The following is a 20006-nucleotide window of genomic DNA, read 5'->3' as shown; positions in this document are numbered from 1 at the left end:
GTAAAGCTCCCGCCTTTCCTCCCCCTCCACCATTCGGCTGGCGCCGAACGGTCCCCCTCCCCCTGGCGGGGGAGGAATTAGGCGATCGACGCTTTTACCGCCGCATCCGTCGCGCCACCAGGATCAGCAGCAGCCCTGCGACCGCCAGCGCGACGCCGCGGTCGGCCCACGGCCGCTGGTCGAGCATGAAGCTCGATTCGGGCCAATGGACGTAGCCCAGGCCCTGACCGATCCACAGCATCCCCATCAGCGCCATCAGCACGCCGATGGAGAACAGGACCGGCCGGGCGCGGCGCATCAGCGCTGGTCCACCGGAACGTAGCTACGCTGCGTCGGGCCGGTGTAGAGCTGGCGCGGACGACCGATCTTCTGGTCGGGATCGGTGATCATCTCGTTCCACTGCGCGACCCAGCCGACGGTGCGGGCGAGCGCGAAGAGCACGGTGAACATCGAGGTCGGGAAGCCGATCGCCGACAGGATTACGCCCGAGTAGAAGTCGACGTTCGGGAACAGCTTCTTCTCGATAAAGTAATCGTCGCTGAGCGCCAGTTCCTCGAGCCGCAGCGCGGTGTCGAACAGCGGATCGTTGACCTTTAGCGCGTCGAACACCTCGCGCACCGTCTTCTGCATCACCGTCGCGCGCGGATCGTAATTCTTGTACACGCGATGGCCGAAGCCCATCAGGCGGAACGGATCGTTCTTGTCCTTGGCGCGGGCGATGAACTCGGGGATGCGCTCGGGCGTGCCGATCTCGCGCAGCATGTTGAGCGCCGCCTCGTTGGCGCCGCCATGCGCCGGGCCCCACAGGCAGGCGATGCCCGCCGCCATGCACGCGAATGGATTGGCGCCCGACGAACCGGCGAGACGCACGGTCGAGGTCGACGCGTTCTGCTCGTGGTCGGCGTGGAGGATGAAGATGCGATCCATCGCCTTCTCGACCGCCGGATTCACCTCATAAGGCTCGGCGGGGACGCCGAAGGTCATGCGCAGGAAGTTACCGGTGTAGCTGAGCGAATTGTCCGGATACAGGAACGGCTGGCCGACGCTGTACTTGTACGCCATCGCGGCGATCGTCGGCATCTTGGCGATCAGGCGGTGGCTGGCGATCGTACGCTGCACCGGATCGTGGATGTCGGTCGAATCGTGGTAGAAGGCCGACAGCGCGCCGACGACGCCGCACAGGATCGCCATCGGATGCGCGTCGCGACGGAAGCCGCGGAAGAAGGTCGCGAGCTGCTCGTGCACCATCGTGTGCCGCGAAATCGTATGCTCGAACTGCGCCAGCTCGCCCTTCTCGGGCAACTCGCCGTTGAGCAGTAGGTAGGCGACCTCCATGAAGCTGGAATTTTCCGCCAGCTCGCCGATCGGATAGCCGCGGTGCAGCAGAACGCCTTCGTCACCGTCGATATAGGTCAGCTTCGATTGGCACGACGCCGTCGAGGTGAAGCCCGGATCGTAGGTGAAGTCGCCGGTCTGCGCATAGAACTTCCGGATGTCGACAACATCCGGCCCGACCGTGCCGGACATGACCGGGTAGTCGAAATCCTTACCGTCCACGGATACTTTGGCGGCGTCGGTCATGTCGTTGTCCTTCCTATCAGACTGCCATTCGGTCCGCGATCCGGCCGAGGCTTTCCTCTTTGCCGAGAAGCGCGAGCACGTCGAAGATTCCGGGCGATGTCTTGCGCCCGGTGAGAGCGGCGCGGAGCGGCTGGGCGACCTGCCCGAGCTTGACGCCCTGGGCCTCGGCGACCTGCCGTACCGCTGCTTCGAGAGCCTCCTGATCCCACTGCTGCACCGCGTCAAGCGCGGCGTGCAGCGCAGCGAGAAGCCGGGGTGCGGTGCCGCCGAGCAGGTCCGAAGCTGCCTGATCGAGGTCGAGCGGGCGGTGGGCGAACAGGAAGCGCGCGCCCTCGCTCAATTCGTTGAGGTTGGCGGCGCGCGCCTTGAGCACCGGCATCGCGCGGGTCAGCAACTCCGTGTCGGCATAGCCGCCGATCGGCGCGATCAGCGCGGCAAGACGGGCATCATCGGCGGCGCGGATATAATGACCGTTGAGATTTTCGAGCTTCTTGAGGTCGAAGCGCGACGGGCTCTTGCCGACGCCGGCGAGGTCGAACCATTCGGTCGCCTGCTCGCGGCTGATGATCTCGTCGTCGCCATGGCCCCAGCCGAGGCGCAGGAGGTAATTGTCGAAGGCTTCCGGCAATATGCCCAGTTCGTCGCGATAGGCCTCGATGCCGACCGCGCCGTGGCGCTTCGACAGCTTCGCGCCGTCGGTGCCGTGGATCAGCGGGATATGCGCGTAGACGGGCTCGGGCCAGCCGTTCGCCTTGTAGATCGGCAGCTGGCGGAAGGCGTTGTTGAGATGGTCGTCGCCGCGGATGACGTGCGTCACGCCCATGTCATGGTCGTCGACCACCACCGCGAGCATGTACGTCGGCGTCCCGTCCGAGCGCAGGAGGATCAGATCGTCGAGCTCGGCATTCTGGACGGTCACCGAGCCCTGGACGCGATCCTCGATCGTCGTCGCGCCGTCGCGCGGCGCCTTGAGGCGGACGACGAAGGGCTGGTCTGCGGGTGCCGTCGCCGGATCGGCGTCGCGCCACGGCGAGCGGATGCGCAGCGGCTGCTTCGCCGCCTGCGCCGCTTCGCGCTGCGCGGTGATCTCCTCGGCGGTCATGTAGCAGCGATAGGCGTGGCCGCTGGCGACCATCTGATGCGCGACTTCGGCATGACGGTCGGCGCGGGCGAACTGGAAGACGGCGTCGCCGTCCCAGTCGAGGCCGAGCCATTTCAGCCCGCCGAGGATCGCGTCGATCGCCGGCTGGGTGGAGCGGGCGCGATCGGTGTCCTCGATGCGCAGCAGGAACTTGCCGCCTTGATGGCGCGCGTAGAGCCAGTTGAACAGTGCGGTACGCGCACCGCCGAGATGCAGATAGCCGGTCGGCGACGGCGCGAAGCGCGTGACGATCGTCGCAGGATTATCGTTCGTGGCGCTCAACCGCGCTTGCTCCCAAGGTTCGAGACGTGACGGCCGGAGCGGCCGCCGCGGGCCCTAGCACGCGGCTTCTGCGCCTTCAAATGCCCCGCGCCATGGAACGGTTGCGCGTCGGTATCGAAGAATGGCTGGAGGCGGAACGCGATCAGTTGGTGCTGTGGCTGCCGGTGGCATTCGGTGGCGGGATCGCGGCGTGGTTCGTGCTGCCCGATCCGCGGGCGTGGACGACGACGTTGCTGCTGTGCGCCGCAGCGGCGTTCGCCGCCATCGGGCTGGCACGCGGCGACCGGGCTGCGCGGGTCATCGCCCTCGGAGCCGTGGCCGTCGCCGCCGGTTTGGCGCTGATCTGGTGGCGGGCGGAGCGGGTCGCCGAACCGGTGCTCGCGCGCCCGGTCGTCGCGGTGGTACGCGGCAGCGTCGAGCGGGCCGAGCCGTTGATCGCACGCGGACTGATGCGGCTGACGATCCGCGCCGACGCCGGCCAGGGCCTGCCGACGCGGCTGCGGGTCAATCTCGCCGCAGCGGACGTACCGGCGGACGTGGGGGCGGGTGCGGTCGTCCGGCTGCGGGCGCGACTGATGCCGCCGCCCGACGCCGCGGTGCCCGGCGCCTATGATTTCGCACGGGTGGCGTGGTTCGCGGGTATCGGCGCGAACGGGCGTGGTTTCGCGCCGGTGACGGTGATCCGGCCCGCCCCGGCGGGGGGTGGCCTGCGGACGCGGCTGACCGATCATATCACCGCCCGGCTGGACGGCAGCCGCGGCGGGATCGCGGCCGCGCTCGCCACCGGTGACGAGGGTGCGATCACCCCGGACGATTCGGAAGCGATGCGCCGTGCCGGCCTCGCGCATCTCTTGTCGGTCAGCGGGTTGCACATCACCGCAGCCGTCGGCGCGACGATGCTGCTGGTCATGCGGCTGCTCGCCTTGTGGCCGTGGCTGGCGATCCGCGTCCGGTTGCCGCTGGTCGCGGCGGCGGCAGGAGCGCTGGCGGCGATCGGCTATACCTGGCTCACCGGCAGTCAGGTGCCGACGATCCGATCCTGCGTCGCATCGCTGCTGGTGCTGGGGGCACTGGTGCTCGGGCGCGAGGCGGTGACGTTGCGGCTGGTCGCCGCGGGCGCGATGACGGTGCTGCTCGTCTGGCCGGAGGCGGTGACCGGCGCGAGCTTCCAACTGTCCTTCGCGGCGATCGCGGCGATCGTCGCGCTGCACGAGCAGCCGCGTATCGAATCGTGGTTCGCGCCGCGTGAGGAGGGGCGAATGGCTCGCGTACTGCGGTCGCTGGCGTCGCTGCTGCTCACCGGGCTGGTCGTCGAGGCGGCGCTGATGCCGATCGCGGTCTATCATTTCCACAAAGCGGGGCTCTACGGCGCGGCGGCGAACATCGTCGCGATCCCGCTCACCACCTTCGTGGTGATGCCGCTCGAGGCGCTCGCCCTGCTGCTCGACGCCTTGGGCTGCGGCGGGCCGGTCTGGTGGGCGACCGATATTGCCCTGCGCCTGTTGCTGGTCCTCGCGCATGCGGTCGCCGCGGCGCCGGGATCGTCGCTTGCGCTGCCTTCGATGCCGGCGGCGGCGTTTGCGCTCCTGGTGGCGGGGGGATTGTGGTTGGCTTTGTGGCGGACGCGGTGGCGGCGGCTCGGCGTGGTACCGCTCGTCATCGGTGCGGGCTGGACGTGGCTGACGCCCGCGCCCGACCTGCTGGTGACGGGCGACGGGCGGCATATGGCGGTGCGTGTCGGCGGCGGTCTGGCGCTGCTGCGTGATCGGGCCGGGGACTATACGCGGGACATGCTCGCCGAAAACGGCGGCGCCGACGCGGGGATGCTATTGGGGGAGCAGGCGGCGGCGCGCTGCACGCGCGATGCGTGCGCGGCCGATGTGGATGCGGGCGGGCGGCGCTGGCGGGTGCTGGCGACGCGGAGCCTGTATCCGGTGAACCGCGACGATCTCGCGACGGCCTGTGCGCGTGCGGATGTGGTGGTGAGCGAACGCCATCTGCCGCGGGCGTGCCGGCCGCGCTGGCTCCGGCTGGACGCGCCGATGCTGCGGCGGATCGGCGGGGTCGCGGTGACCTTCGCGGGTGGCGAGGTGCGGACGGTGCGGCGCGACGGGGATGCACATCCGTGGTTCGCTGCCGTGCGGGTCATGCCGGCGGTGACGGGCGAGCACCATAGAAAGCGTCGATGGGGTGCCTCGTGAAAGTCCGCCAGTGCTCCTGCGGACGCAGGAGTCCAGAGCCAAGCAGAACAACGGCGTATGGCGTTCCGGACTCCTGGGCTCCTGCTTTCGCAGGAGCACCGGGATGACGTTCCCAGAGGTCTCGAACAAGTCCGGGGTGACCGAGAGAGGGTGGAAAGCGTTGGGCGTACATGGAGGCCCATATGCGATCCCGCCGGCGGCTCAATCGTAGCGGCGCAGGATGCCCGACAATTTGCCCTGCACGCGGACGTGCGAGGGCACGTAGCGTTGCGGTTCATAGGCGCGGTTGGCCGGATCGAGCCGGACCATCGCGCCCTCGCGACGGAAATATTTGAGCGTCGCCTCGCTGTCGTCGATCAGCGCGACGACGATCTCGCCGTCGCGGGCGACTTCGGTCCGGCGGATCAGCGCATAGTCGCCGTCGAGAATACCCGCCTCGACCATCGAATCGCCCGATACTTCCAGCGCATAATGTTCGCCCGAACCGAGCAGCGCGGCCGGCACCGCGAGCATCGAGCTTCCCTCGAACGCCTCGATCGGCACGCCGGCGGCGATGCGGCCGTGCAGCGGGATCTCGATGACGTCGTTGGCCGGCGTCGCCGTGGGGCGGACGTTGCCGGTCTTGGCAGGGGGCGCGGCCGGAGCGGCCGGCGCGGGCTTGCGTTCCGACCGTTCCGGCATGCGCAGCACTTCGAGCGCGCGGGCGCGGTTGGGCAGGCGGCGGATGAAATGCCGTTCCTCGAGCGCGCTGATCAGGCGGTGGACGCCCGATTTGGATTTCAGGTCGAGCGCTTCCTTCATCTCCTCGAACGAGGGCGAGATGCCGGTTTCTTCCAGCCGGTCGTTGATGAAGCAAACGAGCTCGTGTTGCTTGCGCGTGAGCATGAGCGGACCTTCCCCGTCGGAACAGACGCGGAACTTCTAGGGAACAGGATAGCGCCCGTCAAGCGATGACGAGGATTTCTGCCGAGTCGCCCGCACTGGCGGCAGGCGCGTCCACCGGCCGCACAATCAGGCAGTGCGAGCGGGCGAGCGTGAGGAGCATCGAACTGTCCTGGATGGTCGAGGCAAAGGCGCGACCGTCGCGCAGCTCGGCGCGCAGATAGTCGGTGCGCGGGCCGTTCGCGGGCAGATCCTCGCCGAGGATGGTCATCGTCGTGCGCGGTAGCGGGTCGACGGCGCCGGCGAGGCGCGCGACCAGCGGTTTGACGAACAGCAAGGCGGTGACAAACGCGGACACCGGATTACCGGGCAGGCCGAGCAGGATCGTGTCGCCGAGCCGGCCCGCCATCATCGGCTTGCCGGGGCGCAGCGCGATCCGCCAAAAGTCGATGCTGCCGCCGGCGGCCTCGAGCGCCGGGCGGACGAGATCGTGGTCGCCGACCGAAGCGCCGCCGGTGGTGACGAGCAAATCGGCATCGACACCGGCGAAGGCGTCCCGCAACGTGCCGAGATCGTCGGGGAGGATGCCGAGGTCGATCAACTCGATCGGCAGGTCGGCGAGCAGCGCCGCCAGCATCGCGCGGTTCGATTCGGGGAGCACGTCGGCCGAGGCGCCGCGGCCGGGCTCGACCAATTCGTCGCCGGTCGCGCAGATCGCGACCCGCACGCGGCGGTGGACGGCGATCGTCGCCACCCCGCCGGTCGCCGCGACCGCGATCCGCGCGGCGGTCAGCCGCTCGCCCTGCGCGATCAGCCGGTCACCGGTGGTGAAATCGAGGCCGCGGCGGCGGGTGTTGCGGCCGTGCGTCGGCGGACCTTCGCCGATCAGCAGGATCGCCGTGCCGTCGGCGGCGACTTCCTCCTGGATCATCACCGTGTCGGCGCCCGCGGGCATCGCCGCGCCGGTGAAGATCCGAACCGTTTCGCCCGGGCGGACCGCGCCGGCGAAGGGGCGGCCGGCGGCGCTTTCGCCGATCAGCGTCCAGGGACCGGGGAGGTCGGCGAAGCGGATGGCATAGCCGTCCATCGCCGACAGATCGGTCGCCGGCTGTGTCCGGCGGGCGACGACGTCGGCGGCGGCCCAGCGTCCGTGCGCCTGAGCGAGCGGTACCTCTTCGACGGCGACCGGGGCCGCCGAGGCGAACAGGCGGGCTTGCGCCTCGGCGATCGGCAGCAAGGCCATGGCGTCAGGCGCGCCAGTCGCCGGACTTGCCGCCGGCCTTTTCGAGCAGGCGGATGCCGGTGATCGTCATGCCGCGGTCCATCGCCTTCGCCATGTCGTAGATGGTCAGCAGCGCGACCGAGACGGCGGTGAGCGCCTCCATCTCGACGCCGGTCTTGCCGTCGGTCGCGGCGAGCGCGGTGGCGGTGATGCCGGTGTCGTCGAGCACCAGATCGAGCGTGACGCGGGTGAGGGGGAGGGGATGGCAGAGCGGGATGAGCTCGGCGGTCTTCTTCGCCGCCATGATGCCGGCGACGCGGGCGACGGCGAGCACGTCGCCCTTCTTCGCCGCACCGTCGCGGATCGCGGCGAGCGCATCCGCGGCGACCGCGATATGGCCGGTGGCGACGGCGCGGCGGCTGGTCACCGCCTTGTCGCCGACATCGACCATATGCGCGGCGCCGTCGGCGTCGAGATGGGTGAGGCCGCTCATCCGATCATCGCGCGGGTCGCGGCCTCGACATCGTCGGCGCGCATCAGCGCCTCGCCGATCAGGAAGCAGTGCACGCCGTGTGCGGCCATCGCGTCGAGATCGGCGCGCGTCTCGAGCCCGCTCTCGGCGACGAAGGTGCAGCCCTTGGGCGCCTTGTCGACCAGTTCGTAGGTGCGGGCGAAATCGACGGTGAAATCGCGCAGGTCGCGGTTGTTGACGCCGATCAGTCGCGACTTGAGCTTGAGCGCGCGGTCGAGTTCGTGCGCGTCGTGGACCTCGACCAGTACGTCCATGCCGCAGTCGCGCGCCGATGCCTCGATCTCCGCCATCTGGTTGTCGTCGAGCGCGGCGACGATGATGAGGATCGCGTCGGCGCCGATCGACCGGCTTTCGGTCGCCTGCCACGGATCGACCATGAAATCCTTGCGGATCACCGGCAGGTCGCAGGCGGCGCGCGCGGCGACGAGATAGTCGTCGGAGCCCTGGAACCATTGCTCGTCGGTGAGCACCGACAGGCAGGCGGCGCCGCCCGCCTGATAGGCGCGGGCGTGGGCGGGGGGATCGAAATCGGCGCGGATCAGGCCCTTCGACGGGCTCGCCTTCTTGATCTCGGCGATCAGCGCGTGGCCCGGCCTGGCGTCGAGCGCGGCGCGGAAGCCGCGCGGTTTGGTCACCGCGGCGATGCGTGCGTCGAGATCGGCGAGGCTCGTGGTCGCCTTGCGTGCGGCGACCTCGGCGCGTTTGGTTTCGATGATGCGGGAGAGGATGGTCATCGGTAGGCGATCCAGCGGTCGAGCAGCGCGCCCGCGCGGCCGTCGTCGAGCGCGGCCGCGGCGGCGTGCGCGCCGGCGGTGAGATGGGGACTGTGGCCGGCGACGACCAGCGCGGCGGCGGCGTTGAGCAGCACCGCGTCGCGATAGGCGCCCGCCTCGCCGGCAAGCAGGCGACGCAGCGCGGCGGCGTTATAGGCGGGGTCGCCGCCGCGGATCGCGGCGAGCGGATGGCGCGGCAGGCCGGCATCCTCGGGCGTGATCGTGGCCGGCAATGTCGCGCTGCCGACGTTGACCGCGATGCTCGGGCCGGCGGTGGAGAGTTCGTCGAGCCCCTCCTCGCCCGAGATCACCGCGGCGCGGGCGGTGCCGAGCTGGTCGAGCGCCTCGGCATAGAGGCCGGCATAATCGGGGCGGGCGATGCCGATCAGCTGATGCGTGACATGCGCCGGATTGGCGAGCGGCCCCATCAGGTTGAAGATGGTGCGCTTGCCGATGCGGCGGCGGATCGGGGTGATCCGCGCCATTGCGGGATGATGGTTGGCGGCGAACAGGAAGGCGATGCCGAGATCGGCGAGACTGCCCTCGGCGGTGGCGCCGGCGACCTCCATGTCGAGGCCGATCGCCTCGAGCGTGTCGGCGGCGCCCGCCTTGGACGAGGCGGCGCGGTTGCCGTGCTTGGCGACGGGCACGCCGCAGGCCGCGACGACCAGCGCCACCGCGGTCGAGACGTTGAGCGTGTGATGACCGTCGCCGCCGGTGCCGCAGACGTCGATCGCGCCGGCGGGGGCGGCGATCGGGATGAGGCGGGCGCGGAGGGCGCGCGCGGCCTCGGCGATCTCGATGCTGGTCTCGCCGCGGTCGGACAAAGCGATGAGGAAGGCGGCGATCGCCTCTTCCGACACGCGCGCGTCGAGGATGTCGGCAAAGGCCTGCGCCGCGCTCTCGCGCGACAGCGGCGTCGACGGATCGGGCAGCAGCGTCAGGATCGTCACGCGGGCGCCTTGACCGCGATGCCGGCAATCCGCAGAAAATTGGCGAGCATCGCATGGCCGTGTTCGGTGGCGATGCTTTCGGGATGGAACTGGACGCCGTGGATCGGCAGCGTCGCGTGGCGGAAGCCCATGACGTTGCCGTCGTCGGCGCGCGCATTCACCACCAGCGGCGCGGGCACGTCGTTGACGATCAGGCTGTGGTAGCGCGTCGCGGTGAACGGCGAGGGCAGGCCCTCGAACAGGCCGGTACCGTCGTGGGCGACGGGCGAGGTCTTGCCGTGCATCAGCCCGCCGCGCTCGACACGGCCGCCGAAATGCTGGCCGATCGCCTGATGGCCGAGGCAGACGCCGAGCAACGGACGGCCGGCATCGGCAGCGGCGGCGACGAGATCGAGGCTGACCCCCGCTTCGGTCGGCGTGCACGGGCCGGGCGAGATCAGGAACGCCTCGGCCCCCGACGACAGCGCCTGGCCCGCCGAAATGGCATCGTTGCGCACCACCTCCACCTCGCTGCCCAGCTCCATGAGATAATGGACGAGGTTCCAGGTGAAGCTGTCGTAATTGTCGACGACCAAGATCATCGCGCCGCCATAAACGATGCCCGCGCCGGTGCAACGCCTGTTGCGTCCCGGCAATCCTGTAGCATTCTGCGGGCGCTTATAACCGCTCCGTGTCGCGCGCCGGGAGAAACTGCGTCGCCTGCACGTTGAAGTCGCAAAGGAGACGCATGCCATGTTCCGCCCGTTGATGATTGCCGCTTTGATCGCGTTGCCCGCAGTCGCCGGTGCGCAGAGCGCGCCGGTGGCGGATACGGCAGGGTCGGGCACGCCGCCGCAGCGCGTGCGTGCGGTCACGCTCGGCGTCGGCCAGAAATGCCCGCAAAGCAGCGATACCGAGATCGTCATCTGCTCGACGCTCGAACAGCCCTATCGCATCCCCAAGCAGTTCCGCGACAGCGGTCCGATCCCGGCCAAGAACCAGGCATGGGGCAATCGCGCCGCGACGATGGACCAGGTCGGCCGGGCTGCCGGCGGCCTTCCCGACACCTGTTCGCCGGTCGGCACCGGCGGTCAGAGCGGCTGTGCGCTGGCGACCAACCGCCAATGGGCGGCGGAGCGTCGTGCCAAGCAGGATGCCGATGCTTCGGTCCCCTGATCGCTAATCTTCTGCCGCCGCGACTAAACGCGGCGGCGGTTACTGGCCGAAGCCGCCTTCGGCAGCGCGGCTGACCGCATCGCGCGCGGCGGCGAGGATGGCGCCGGCCTTGGCCTCGCATTCGCGCTGTTCCGACGCGGGATCGCTGTCGGCGACGATGCCGGCGCCGGCCTGCGCGTGGATCGTGCCGTCCTTCACCACCGCGGTGCGCAGCACGATGCAACTGTCCATCGAGCCGTCGGGCGAGAAATAGCCGACACCACCGGCATAGGCACCGCGGCGTTCGGGTTCGAGCTCGGCGATGATCTGGCAGGCACGCACCTTGGGGGCGCCGCTGACCGTGCCGGCCGGAAATCCGGCGAGCAGTGCATCGATCGCATCGGCGGTGGGCGACAGGACCCCGACGACGTTCGAGACGATGTGCATGACATGGCTGTACAGCTCGATGCCATAACTCGCCGTCACCCGCACCGAGCCGGGCGCGGAGGACCGGCCGACGTCGTTGCGACCGAGATCGAGCAGCATGAGATGCTCGGCGCGTTCCTTGGGATCGGCGAGCAGGCTGTCGCGGTTGATCTCATCCTCGGCGGCGGTCTTGCCGCGGGGACGGGTGCCGGCGATCGGGCGGATGGTGACCTCGCCGTCGCGGACGCGGACGAGGATCTCCGGGCTCGACCCGATCAGCGCGAAGCCGGGCAGGTCGAGATGGTAGAGGAAAGGCGACGGGTTGATCCGGCGGAGGCTGCGGTACAGCTCGAACGGCGGCAGCGCGAACGGCGCCGAGAAGCGCTGCGCCAGCACCACCTGGAAGATGTCGCCGGCAGCGATATAGGCCTGCGCGCGCTTCACCATGCGGGCGTAATCGGCAGGCGGGATCGCCGGGGTATAAGCGAGATCGTCCGGAACCGCCTGTACCGGTGCGGGCAGCGGCGTATTGGCGAGGCGGGCGGCGACGCCGTCGAGCCGTTCCTCCGCATCGGCGACGAGCTTCGCCGGGTCGCGTGCCGCATCGGGCCACACCGGCGCGACGAGATAAAGCGCGTCGGCGAGCCGGTCGAACACGCAGATCACCGTCGGACGGACGAACAGCATGTCGGGCAGGCCGAGCGGATCGGCGGCGGGCGCTTCGAGCCGTTCGACCAGCCGGATCGTCTCATAACCGAAATAGCCGACGAGGCAGGCGAGCGCCTTGGGCAGTTCGGCGGGCACGTCGCCCCGGCATTCGGCGACCAGCTTGCGCAGCGCCTCTAGCGTCGGGACGCCGGTCGGTACGAAAGCGTCGCGGTCGGTGGCCCAATGTCGGTTGATCTCGGCGGTATCGCCGTGCGCGCGGAAGACGAGGTCGGGGGCGAGGCCGATCAGGCTGTGCCGCCCGCGCGTCGCGCCGCCTTCGACCGATTCGAGCAGATAGTCGCCGCGCCCTGGCTCGATCAGCTTGAGCGCGGCGGCGACCGGCGTTTCGGTGTCGGCGACCTGCCGCCGCCAGACGAACGCCGGGCGACCGGCGGCGAGCGTCTCGACGGCGGCGGTCGTCGCCGTCATCTCAATTGCCGCCGGTGTTGCCGGCGAGATCGGCGCGGACGCGTGCCAGCGCCGCGGCATCGGTCTTGACGCCGACCGCATTGCGGACCGCGCGCGCGAATTGCTCGGCATATTCGCGGCCAACGACGCGGGCGATGCTGCCGCGTGCGCCAGCGACGGCGGCGGGCGTGCCGGCGGCATTGCCGGGAACGATCGTATCGAGCTTGACGATCAGCCAGCCGGCGTTGTTCGGCGCCTCCAGCAGCTTGGCATTGCCCTTCGCCATCGAGAAGAGCAGCGCGAGCGGCGGCTGGACGTTGCCCTGCGCCGCGGCGAGCTGCGCACGGCTGGCGCCGGCGGTCTGCACCGGCGGCAGCGCGCGGCCCGAGGCGGCCATCGCCTGCGCCAAAGGCGTGCCCTTGTTGACCTTGGCGAGGATATCCGTCGCCAGCTTGCGCGCGGCGGTGCGTGCGCGATCGGCGGTGACGTCGGCGATCACCTGCGTCTTCACCTGATCGAGCGGCCGCGGCGCGGCGCGGACGACGCGACCGATCGCGACGACCGCAAAGCCGCCGTCCTGGCCGACCGGCACCAGCTGCGCCGGATCACCCTCCGCCATCTGGAAGGCGGCGGCGACGATCGGCGCCACCGCCGGGTCGGGCCGTGCCGCCGGGGCGTCGGGGTTGGTGCCGTTGGCGAGCAACGGCGGCGTGGTCTGCGCGCTGAGCTTCTGGTCGGCGACGGCCTCGTCGAAGGTGGCGTTCTTGCCGAGCGCGGTGTCGAGCGAATCGTGCACGTCGGCGAGGGCCTGTTGCAGCTTGCGCGTCGACAATTCGGCGACGAGTTCCGGCTTCGCCTGTTCGAGCGTCTTGCCCGGCACCTGTTCGATCTTCTCGACGCGGGCGACGACCCAGCCGAGCGGACCACGCACCGGGCCGATCACCCCGCCGCTGGGCGCGGCGAAGGCGGCATCGGCGATACCCGCGCTGCTCGTGGCGGCATAGGCCGGCTTGGTGAGACCGGTCTGCACCGCGGGCTCCAGCCCGGCGGCGCGTGCGGCATCGGCGATCGGGGTGCCGGCCTTCACCTTGGCGGCGAGCGCATTGGCCCCCGCCTGATCGGCGACGACCACTTGGCTGATGTCGCGCTTCTCGGCGGCGGCGAAGCGGCTGCGCTGCTGGTTGTAGGCGGCGGCGATCTCGGCGTCGGTCGGCACCGCGCGCGCCTTGACCTGCTCCGGCGTCACCACCGCATAGCGGACGACGCGCCGCTCGGGCACGGTGTAGCGCTGGATGTTGCGGCGATAGAAGGCCTGCTGCTCGGCGTCGGTCGGCGCCGGGCCGGTGTCGACCGCCTTGGCCGGGACGAAGGCGACCTGCCCCGAGCGCTTTTCGAGCATCAGCGAGGCGTAGGGCAGCGCGACCTTCATCGGCACCTGCGTCGCGCCCTGCGTCGGCAGCATGAGCTGCTGCGCGATGATGTCGCGGGCGATGTCGGTGCGGACCTGCGCGTCGGTGAGCTTCTGGTCGGCGAGCAGGCGCTGGTAATTGGCGGGATCGAACTGGCCGTTGGGGCCGCGGAGGCCGGGGATGCTGGCGATCACGCCGTCGACCGAGCGCTTGCTGACGATCATATGCTGGCCGCGCCCGAACGCTTCGAGCGCGAGGCCGTTGATCGTCCGGTCGAGTGTCGCCTGCAATCCGCCCTGGTCGAGCAGTTGCTGCATCGTCGGCGCCGGCTGCTGCTGGCGGGCGGCCTCCTGCGATGCCGCCTGCAGCTCGGTCTGGACGCGGCTGCGCAGCTCGGTGGCGGTGACCTTCTGACTGCCGACGGTGGCGACGCTGTTGCCCGACAGGCTGGTGCCATTCCCCGCCAAGCCGGTGATGTCGCCCGCCGCGAAGGCGAGCGCGATCACGCCGAGGACGATGAAGGTGACGACGATGCCGGCCTTGGAATTGATGATCCGGCGGAAAAAGCTGAGCATGAAAAGGCCGATCGTCCCTCTTGAAGTGCAGCGTCTTTAGGGGCGCAGCGGCTTGCCATCAAGCGCGCGGGCGGGCACAGTTTGTTGAACATGTAAAACAGGAGGTCGGATGACGCGGCGCAAGCTGGTGGCGGGCAATTGGAAGATGAACGGATCGCGTGCCGCGCTCGCCGAACTCGACGGCATCGCCGCGGCGGCGGCCGGCGCGCCGAGCGTCGACGTGATGGTCGCGGTGCCGTTCACGCTGATCGCGCCCGCGGCGGAACGGGCACCGGGGCTGCTGATCGGCGCCGAGGACGTGCACGAGGCGGACAGCGGCGCGCATACCGGTTGCGTCTCGGCCGCGATGGTCGCCGAGGCGGGCGCACGCTTCACCATCGTCGGCCACAGCGAGCGACGGATGGACCAGGGCGAGACCAGCCACGACGCCTGGGCGAAGGCGGCGGCGGCGCGGCGGCAGGGGCTGCACGTCATCTCCTGCTGCGGCGAGACCGAGGCGGAGCGCGACGCCGACCGCGCCGAACGCGTGGTGCAGGCGCAGATCGAGAAGTCGGTCCCCGACAATGCCGACGGCAGCTGGTTCACGCTCGCCTACGAACCGCGCTGGGCGATCGGCACGGGCCGCACGCCGACGCTGGAGCAGATCTGCGCGATCCACGCGATCGCCCGCGCCAAGCTGCGCACGCTGATCGGCGATGCCGCCGACGGCGTGCGCATCCTGTACGGTGGATCGGTGACCGGGGAGAATGCCGCGACGATCCTCGCCTGCGACAATGTCGACGGTGCGCTGGTCGGCGGGGCGAGCCTGACCGCCGCGAAGTTCGTGCCGATCATCGAGGCGGCGGCCGGGGTGTAGCGCGCGCGAGCGGTCGCCGAAACCCGGTCAGCGTTGCGAAAGGCGGGGTGCGGCATCATCTTGCCATCGTGATCGCGCCTGCTCCCCTACGCGAACGGCTCGGCGCCGCCGCTCTGACCGCCGTCATCGTCGCGGCGCTCGGCTATGTCCTGTGGCTCGGGCTTGCCTTCCGGGGCGGCGTCACACCGATGCAGAGCGCGCTGGCCACCTTCACCGTCGCGCCCGAGCCGCCGCCGCCGGAGCGCGTCATACCGCCGCCCAAGCGGATCAACCGGCCGAGCGGCCGGGCGGCGCCGCCCAATCTCCGCTCCAAGGCGACCGAGGTCACCGCGCCGGTGCCGATCGTCCAGATCGCGCCACCGCCGCCGATCGTCGTCGCGCCGCTGCCCAATATCGGCGCGCAGGCGACCTCCGGCGCATCCGACCGGGCGGGGCCGGGCACCGGCGCCGGCGGGATCGGCGACGGCAATGGCGCGGGCGGCGACGGCGATGGCGACGGCAGCGGCTGGGAAAAGGTGCCGCGGCTGGTCAGCGGCCGGATCAAGGGATCGGACATCCCCGACGCGATCCTCGACACCGGCTTTCGCGGCGTCGTCGGCGTCCGCTATCGCGTCGAGACCAACGGCCGCGTCACCGGCTGCACGATCGCGCGTTCGAGCGGCAGTGCGCTGATGGATCAGGTGACCTGTGCGGCGATCGAGAAGCGCTTCCGCTACGATCCGTGGCGCGATGCTGCCGGGCGGCCGGTGCGTTCGACGGTGCTGCGCGACCAGCAATGGGACATCGATCCGCCGACGATCGATCGCTAGGCGCGGACGATGCGGGCGGCGTAGCATCCCCGCTTGGCATAATGCGCGTGGAGGCAGGCGACCGCCGGATCCGCCAGCATCCGGTCGATCAGAGGGGCGAGGTGCACGCCATCGACGAGATCGGCATCGGTCATTTCCCCCGCCGCGGTGAAGGCGCGCAGCGATATCGGGCGGCGGCGGAGCGCCTCCGGCACGACATCGACCTGATCGAGCGCCTGCGTCGCGCGTTCGCCGATGAAGATGGCATGGCGTGCGCGATAGGGCGTGTCGGCCGGCTGGTGTTCGTAGTTGAGCAGGATGGCGGTTTTGCCGATCGCCAGATCGCGCACCTCTATCCGGTCGGGGAAGCCGGGGTCCGCATCGACGACATACCGTCGCGCGCCCCGCGCCGCCAGTGCGGCATCGGACAGGCCGACGAGGGGACGGAACGGTGCCGGGTCGAGGCCCAGGATACGGAAGGACATGGATGGCTCCTCTCAAGTGGAGCTGCATCTGCGCCGCGGGCGACCCGTCGGCATCCCGTTGCTTGCGATCAAAATCGGAAGGTCAGTCGGCGACGAAGCCGGCGGCTTCCGCGCGTCCGAGGCTCGATCGGACGACGAGATGGTGGAATGGCGTTATCGCGGCGAGATAGGCACGGCCGAGCCGGTTGCGACAATGGACCACCGTCGTGGCGAACACGGTGGCGGCCCCGTCCGCGCCGCGCTCCGCCAGCAGCGAGAGGCGGAAATCGAGGTGCCGGTCGTCTTCGCCGAGGATGATCTCGTCCGCCGATTGGGCGCGGATCGGGAAGAAGGCGACGCGCGTCTCGGCGGAAACCGCGCGGCGGATATCGCCTGTCGTCTGCAGGCCGGTACTGCGGGCGAAACCGTCGCGTATCCCCAGCAGCGCGCGGAACCACCAGCTCGGCCGATCGAGGATCGCCCGCGCGATCGTGCGGATATCGCCGTCATGCCCGGGCGGCAGCGGCGCGGCATAGCAATCGAGCAGGTCCGCGCCGTCATACCAGTCCGCGATACGGCTCGCGTGGGGCGGATCGCGGCGGGTGACGCTCACCGCGTGCCATAGCGCCGTTTGAGCAGCGCGTAGCAGGCGCGCAGCGCATAGGCGTCGCCGCCTTTCGGACGACCCGGTTTGGCGGAGGGGCGCCAGGCGAAGACGTCCATATGCGCCCAGATCGTGTCCTTCGGCACGAAGCGGCGCAGGAACAGCGCGGCGGTGATCGCGCCGGCGAAGCCACCGTCGGGGGCGTTGACCATGTCGGCGATGTCCGACTTGAGCATCTCGTCATAGCCGTCCCACAGCGGCAATCGCCACAGCGGGTCGTCGAGCGCGGTGCCGGCGGCGAGCAGGTCCGCCGCGAGCGTCTCGTCGTCGGTGAACAGCGGCGGCAAATCGGGGCCGAGCGCGACGCGCGCCGCGCCGGTCAGCGTCGCGAAGTCGAGGATCAGCTCGGGATGCGCCTCCCCGGCGCGGGTGAGCGCATCGGCGAGGATCAGCCGTCCTTCGGCATCGGTGTTGGTGTTCTCGATCGTCGGGCCGAGGCGGCTGCGCAGCACGTCGCCGGGGCGGAAGGCGTTGCCGGCGATCGCATTCTCCACCGCCGGGATCAGCAGGTGCAGGCGCACCGGCAGCCGCGCCGCCATGACGAGGCTGGCGAGCGCCAGCGCATGCGCCGCACCGCCCATATCCTTCTTCATCAGCCGCATGCCGGCCGATGGCTTGATGTCGAGCCCGCCGGTATCGAAGACCACGCCCTTGCCGACCAAGGCGATGCGCGGATGCGCGGGGTCGCCCCATTCGAGCTCGATCAGCCGCGGCGCGCGCTCCTTGACCGCCGCCTGTCCGACGGCGTGGATCAGCGGATAGCCGGTGGCGAGCGCGTCGCCGCGAGTGATGGTGACGCTCGCTTGATGATCGCGCGCCAGCCGTTCGGCGGCGGCTTCCAGCTCGGCGGGGCCGAGGTCGCCCGCGCCGGTGTTGACGAGATCGCGCACCCAGCCGGTCGCGGCGGCTATGCGCAAGGTCTCCTCGATACCTGCGGCGTCCTGCGTCAGGAGGATGCGCGCGCCGGTGTCGTCCGCCTTGCGATAGCGGTCGAAGCGATATTGGCCGAGCAGCCAGCCGAGCGCGGCGGGGCCGATCGCACCGCCGACGCGATAGGTGCCGGCGGGGAGCGCCTCGGCGAGCTTCGCCAGCGTCCAGACGTCGGCTGCGGCGGCGACGACGATCGCCTGCACGTCCTCGTCGGCGTAGATGGCGTGGCTACCGGACTTGCCGGTGAAGCGTTGCGCGGCGAGCGCGGTGCGAACGCGTGGCGGCTGGGCGGCGAGCCATGCGTCATAGGCGTCAGGCGCGATCAGCGCGATGGGGCGGGCGGGCTGGCCGCGGTCGGGCTGGAGCAGGGTGTCGGGCATATCAGGTCGCCGGGCTGACGAGGAATTGCTCGTAGCGCTCGGTGCCGTCGGGCTCGGCGAAGGTGCCGATCGACAGCTTCCGGTCGGGATAGGTCACGGTGTAGCGGCGCTGGACGAAGCCGCCGCGCAATTGCGTCTGTCCCGCTTTCTCGAAGCTGGTCGGTACGCCGAGCGCGGACAGGCTGGTGCGATAGTCGGCGAGCACCTGCGGCGTGAAATAATAAGAGGCGTTGGCGGTGAGCAGCGAGCGGTCGAGGGTGCCGCCGCGCAGTGCGTCGAACATTGCGCGCGCCGCTTTGGTCTTCGCCGCCTCGGTGGCGTCCGCATCGGCGGGAAGGACGACCTTGGCGATGCCCTGCGCGATGCTGACGAAGGCGTTGCCGAAATCGGCGTTGGTCAACACGACGATCGCCGCTTTCTGCTCGGGATAGACGATATTCTCCGACAGGAAACCGACCGCCTCGCCGCTATGCTCGACATAGGGCTGGCCGGCGCGCTTACCGAGGCTGACGCCGAGGCCGTAATTGGTGGTGCTGCCGTCGGCGAGCAGCACCGGCTTCTCCTGCGCTGCCCAGTCGTCGGCGGGGAGCAGGCCGCGGTTCAGACGCGCCACGTCCCATTTGGCGAGGTCGCCGGCGCTCATCGACAGCTCACCCGCGGCATAGAGCCAGCCGTCGGCGGCGGGACGCGCGACGCGGACCGGGCCGAGCGCGTTGCGGTGATAGCCCGAGGGGAAACGGGCGCCGATCGCCTTGTCTTGATCGATCGCGGTGATGCCGAGCGGCTTGAAGACGCGGCGTTCGAGGAGGGTTAGCAACGGCTCGCCCGCGGCCTTTTCGGCGATCAGGCCGGCGACGACATAGCCGGTGTTGGAATATTGCCATTGCGTGCCGGGCGCGAAGTCGAGCGGCTTCTTCGCCCAGCGATCGACGATCGCCTGCGGCGTGGTCGGCGTCTCCATCGCCTTGAAGCTGTAGTCCTGCGGCCAGTAATCCTGCAGGCCCGAGGTGTGGCTTAGCAACTGGCGGATGGTGATCCGATCGCCGCCGCTGATCCCCGGCAGCCATTTGGCGACGGTGTCGTCCAGCGACACTTTGCCGTCGTCCTCGAGCAGCAGCAGCGCGGCGGCGGTGAACTGCTTCGAGATCGAGGCGATCTGATAGGGCGCGTCGGGGCGTGCGGCGTCGCGGTCCGATTGCTTGCCATAGGCCTTGGTCAGCACGATCCGCCCGCCGCGCACGATCGCGACCTGCGCCGAGGGCGTGCCGGTCGTGGCGAGCGCATCGGCGACGACCGTGTCGACCGCGGTCCGTTCGGCGGGGGTGAGCGTCTGGGCGGCGAGGGGGCTGGCGGTGAGGAGGAGAGCGAGCGTCGCGAGCGTCTTTGGAAACATCGCGGAAGGCTGCCACATCCGGGTGGTCTGGCGAAAGTGAAATCGGCGGGCGGGCGTCGAGCGCGGCTGGCGGTGTCCTACGGTGATATCAGGAAGCGGCACCGTCGTGGTTCGAACACCGGCCTTCGATGCCATCTCACGCTGGACTAGCGAAAGGAGGGGTGGCATCTTCGTGCCATGCCTTTCGTCATTCCCATCGCGATTGCGAACAGCGGACGAATTAACCACCCGGCCTGATGCGTCGGGCCGGGTCTATCCGCTTGTGACTATCACGATGCTGCGTGCATCTGCGAAGGGTATCGAA

General features: G+C 70.0%; 19 protein-coding genes. 4 read left to right on the top strand and 15 right to left on the bottom strand.

Features of this window, described 5'->3' with window-relative positions; translation table 11 throughout:
* Positions 1 to 94 precede the first annotated feature (94 nt).
* The 3 genes from AC07UH_RS09755 to gltX are packed head-to-tail and all read right to left on the bottom strand — an operon-like array spanning position 95 to position 3004.
* The gene (locus tag AC07UH_RS09755; RefSeq protein WP_495179977.1) at positions 95 to 298 is read right to left on the bottom strand and encodes a hypothetical protein; all 204 of its coding nucleotides are present in this window, start codon (positions 296 to 298) and stop codon (positions 95 to 97) included.
* Positions 298 to 1581, bottom strand: coding sequence for a citrate synthase (locus tag AC07UH_RS09750; protein ID WP_137896993.1), 1284 nt, complete (start codon positions 1579 to 1581; stop codon positions 298 to 300). The genes AC07UH_RS09755 and AC07UH_RS09750 overlap by 1 nt, the downstream gene beginning before the upstream one ends.
* A gap of 16 nt (positions 1582 to 1597) precedes the next feature.
* Entirely contained in the window at positions 1598 to 3004 is a 1407-nt protein-coding gene (gene gltX / locus AC07UH_RS09745) for a glutamate--tRNA ligase (protein WP_495179978.1), read from the bottom strand.
* A gap of 92 nt (positions 3005 to 3096) precedes the next feature.
* Between gltX and AC07UH_RS09740 the strand changes: the two genes are divergently transcribed.
* On the top strand, positions 3097 to 5205 hold the full coding sequence (locus AC07UH_RS09740; protein ID WP_495179979.1) for a ComEC/Rec2 family competence protein: 2109 nt from the start codon (positions 3097 to 3099) through the stop codon (positions 5203 to 5205).
* A 201-nt stretch (positions 5206 to 5406) separates the two neighbouring features.
* Here AC07UH_RS09740 and lexA read toward each other — a convergent pair whose 3' ends face one another.
* The 6 genes from lexA to AC07UH_RS09710 are packed head-to-tail and all read right to left on the bottom strand — an operon-like array spanning position 5407 to position 10148.
* On the bottom strand, positions 5407 to 6090 hold the full coding sequence (gene lexA, locus AC07UH_RS09735) for a transcriptional repressor LexA (RefSeq protein WP_495179980.1): 684 nt from the start codon (positions 6088 to 6090) through the stop codon (positions 5407 to 5409).
* A 58-nt stretch (positions 6091 to 6148) separates the two neighbouring features.
* The gene (locus tag AC07UH_RS09730) at positions 6149 to 7330 is read right to left on the bottom strand and encodes a molybdopterin molybdotransferase MoeA (RefSeq protein ID WP_495179981.1); all 1182 of its coding nucleotides are present in this window, start codon (positions 7328 to 7330) and stop codon (positions 6149 to 6151) included.
* Positions 7331 to 7334: 4 nt separating this feature from the next.
* Positions 7335 to 7802, bottom strand: a complete 468-nt coding sequence (gene moaC, locus AC07UH_RS09725) for a cyclic pyranopterin monophosphate synthase MoaC (protein WP_495179982.1) — start codon at positions 7800 to 7802, stop codon at positions 7335 to 7337.
* The gene (trpC, locus tag AC07UH_RS09720) at positions 7799 to 8575 is read right to left on the bottom strand and encodes an indole-3-glycerol phosphate synthase TrpC (protein WP_495179983.1); all 777 of its coding nucleotides are present in this window, start codon (positions 8573 to 8575) and stop codon (positions 7799 to 7801) included. The genes moaC and trpC overlap by 4 nt, the downstream gene beginning before the upstream one ends.
* Complete coding sequence (gene trpD, locus AC07UH_RS09715; RefSeq protein WP_495179984.1) at positions 8572 to 9567, bottom strand: anthranilate phosphoribosyltransferase; 996 nt, start codon at positions 9565 to 9567, stop codon at positions 8572 to 8574. The genes trpC and trpD overlap by 4 nt, the downstream gene beginning before the upstream one ends.
* Positions 9564 to 10148 (bottom strand): anthranilate synthase component II, encoded by a 585-nt coding sequence (locus AC07UH_RS09710; RefSeq protein WP_038666493.1) that lies wholly within the window; start codon positions 10146 to 10148, stop codon positions 9564 to 9566. The genes trpD and AC07UH_RS09710 overlap by 4 nt, the downstream gene beginning before the upstream one ends.
* A gap of 151 nt (positions 10149 to 10299) precedes the next feature.
* Between AC07UH_RS09710 and AC07UH_RS09705 the strand changes: the two genes are divergently transcribed.
* Positions 10300 to 10722, top strand: a complete 423-nt coding sequence (locus AC07UH_RS09705; RefSeq protein ID WP_038660231.1) for a hypothetical protein — start codon at positions 10300 to 10302, stop codon at positions 10720 to 10722.
* A gap of 39 nt (positions 10723 to 10761) precedes the next feature.
* Here the strand turns inward: AC07UH_RS09705 and trpE are convergent, their stop codons facing one another.
* Both trpE and AC07UH_RS09695 read right to left on the bottom strand, forming a co-directional pair.
* On the bottom strand, positions 10762 to 12264 hold the full coding sequence (gene trpE, locus AC07UH_RS09700) for an anthranilate synthase component I (protein WP_495179985.1): 1503 nt from the start codon (positions 12262 to 12264) through the stop codon (positions 10762 to 10764).
* 1 nt (position 12265) lies between these two features.
* Positions 12266 to 14227 carry a peptidylprolyl isomerase gene (locus AC07UH_RS09695; protein ID WP_495179986.1) on the bottom strand — a complete coding sequence of 654 codons (1962 nt, stop codon included), beginning with the start codon at positions 14225 to 14227 and terminating at the stop codon, positions 12266 to 12268.
* Positions 14228 to 14336: 109 nt separating this feature from the next.
* Here AC07UH_RS09695 and tpiA point away from each other — a divergent pair, with 109 nt between their 5' ends.
* Both tpiA and AC07UH_RS09685 read left to right on the top strand, forming a co-directional pair.
* On the top strand, positions 14337 to 15083 hold the full coding sequence (gene tpiA, locus AC07UH_RS09690) for a triose-phosphate isomerase (RefSeq protein ID WP_495179987.1): 747 nt from the start codon (positions 14337 to 14339) through the stop codon (positions 15081 to 15083).
* A 47-nt stretch (positions 15084 to 15130) separates the two neighbouring features.
* A complete protein-coding gene (locus AC07UH_RS09685) occupies positions 15131 to 15892 on the top strand; it encodes an energy transducer TonB (RefSeq protein ID WP_495189822.1) in 762 nt (253 codons plus the stop codon).
* Here the strand turns inward: AC07UH_RS09685 and AC07UH_RS09680 are convergent.
* The 4 genes from AC07UH_RS09680 to AC07UH_RS09665 form a co-directional block, all read right to left on the bottom strand.
* On the bottom strand, positions 15889 to 16356 hold the full coding sequence (locus tag AC07UH_RS09680; protein WP_495179989.1) for a DUF1203 domain-containing protein: 468 nt from the start codon (positions 16354 to 16356) through the stop codon (positions 15889 to 15891). The genes AC07UH_RS09685 and AC07UH_RS09680 overlap by 4 nt on opposite strands.
* An 82-nt stretch (positions 16357 to 16438) precedes the next feature.
* Positions 16439 to 16948: a DUF2867 domain-containing protein gene (locus AC07UH_RS09675; protein WP_495179990.1), complete on the bottom strand. Its 510-nt coding sequence runs from the start codon at positions 16946 to 16948 to the stop codon at positions 16439 to 16441.
* Positions 16945 to 18309, bottom strand: a complete 1365-nt coding sequence (locus AC07UH_RS09670) for a leucyl aminopeptidase family protein (RefSeq protein WP_495179991.1) — start codon at positions 18307 to 18309, stop codon at positions 16945 to 16947. Before AC07UH_RS09670 ends, AC07UH_RS09675 begins: the two co-directional genes overlap by 4 nt.
* A gap of 1 nt (position 18310) precedes the next feature.
* Positions 18311 to 19702 carry a serine hydrolase domain-containing protein gene (locus tag AC07UH_RS09665; RefSeq protein ID WP_495189823.1) on the bottom strand — a complete coding sequence of 464 codons (1392 nt, stop codon included), beginning with the start codon at positions 19700 to 19702 and terminating at the stop codon, positions 18311 to 18313.
* Positions 19703 to 20006 lie beyond the last annotated feature (304 nt).

This window comes from Sphingomonas sp. GW821-FHT04B01 (genome assembly GCF_059420425.1).
This window is presented reverse-complemented; position numbering and strand designations above follow the sequence as displayed.